Genomic DNA, 1,245 nt, shown 5'->3' with positions numbered 1-1,245 from the left:
TATCTACTTATTTTTCTGCTGAGTCTTCGCCTGTTCGATCGCAATTTCCCTCACAGCTTGAAAAGAACTCAAATTCGACGAACCCTCAATCGCCTTCACCGCCAAATCCTGAACCTGTTTCAAAGCAGAATCAAGCTGTTTCGACAAACTCGCAATCCGCACATCTTGATTTTGAATTGTCTGCAACATCCCTTGAATTTGCAATTCATAATTTTGCTTTTGTCCCTCGATATCCTTAGCCGACAAATCAGCTTTAACCTTAGCTTGATAATTGCCAATATTGCGACCATTATCTTTCCCATTCTTGATATTAGATTCCAGTTCCTTCGGGAAAGCTTCAACTTTAGCCTTAACTTCCGCAGACAGTTTTTCCCGTTCTGCAATAGATTTTTCGCGTTCCGCCCACTGTTTCTCCTGTTCCTGGCGAAACTCTTCAATTTCTTGATACAGCCTTTTCTGGCGCTGATCGTATCCTTCAACATCCAAATCTCGCTGAAGATTCAGATCGTAATCATACAACTCTTCATCCCGATCGCGAATTTTTTCCTGATTCTCATTGCGTTCTTTAAGCGCCAACTTTTGCAATTCCTGCTCTTTTTCCCAAGCTAGACGCTGTTCCAGCAATTCCTGTTCAACAGTATCGCGCTGTTCGGTGAGTTCGTTAGTAAAAGTTTTTGCACTTTGTTCGTACTGCTGAATCAAATTATCCAGCGTATCTTCCGCAACATCTTCTAAACTGTGCAACTCTTGCAGTTGTTGAACTTCTTCGCCCACAGTGCGCCGCAATTCTTCCAGTTTAGCAGCTTCCGAAGTTAATTTTTCCGACAACTCGCTGACAGCGCCACCAAAGCCAAATTGCAGCAAGATTAAATTATCAATTGTGGACTGCATTTTTTGTTGAGTTTGAGTTAAAGCCATTGGTTTTTGTGCCTCCACAATCGGTTTTTCTGGGACTACTGTTTGCTTCACAGAAGCATTTGTTGGTTGATTATTATTAGCCTGCTTCAGTTGCGATTCCAAAGCAGCCTTTGCTTCTGCTGCTTCCTTATACGCTTCCAATATTTCAGCCTTGGTACTTTTGTCGCTAACTTTTCTGTTCATGGTTTTTCATTTGCTAATAGTTGGGCAAATTTTGTCTGCTTTCAATTTGAAGTCTTAGTCTGCGGGAGCATCTCACTTTTGCACAAAAACAATTTCTTTACAGTGCGAGCGTCCCCGCTCGCGAGTGTTGGATAGATCGCGAGC

General features: G+C 42.3%; 1 protein-coding gene. It reads right to left on the bottom strand.

Going from position 1 to position 1,245, the window contains the following annotated elements:
• Nucleotides 1-3: 3 nt before the first annotated feature.
• Entirely contained in the window at nucleotides 4-1,101 is a 1,098-nt protein-coding gene (locus QT974_RS34515; protein ID WP_333472842.1) for a hypothetical protein, read from the bottom strand.
• Nucleotides 1,102-1,245 lie beyond the last annotated feature (144 nt).

The sequence above is a fragment of the Microcoleus sp. BM001215392 genome, assembly GCF_036700185.1.
Classification (GTDB): domain Bacteria; phylum Cyanobacteriota; class Cyanobacteriia; order Cyanobacteriales; family Microcoleaceae; genus Microcoleus.
Note: the sequence above shows the minus strand (reverse complement) of the source record. Positions and strands in the feature narration are given on the sequence as shown.

Bases quoted from the DNA above. Each gene is read 5' to 3' on its own strand.
- QT974_RS34515 (WP_333472842.1), bottom strand. From the start codon at position 1,101: ATGAACAGAAAAGTTAGCGACAAAAGTACCAAGGCTGAAATATTGGAA.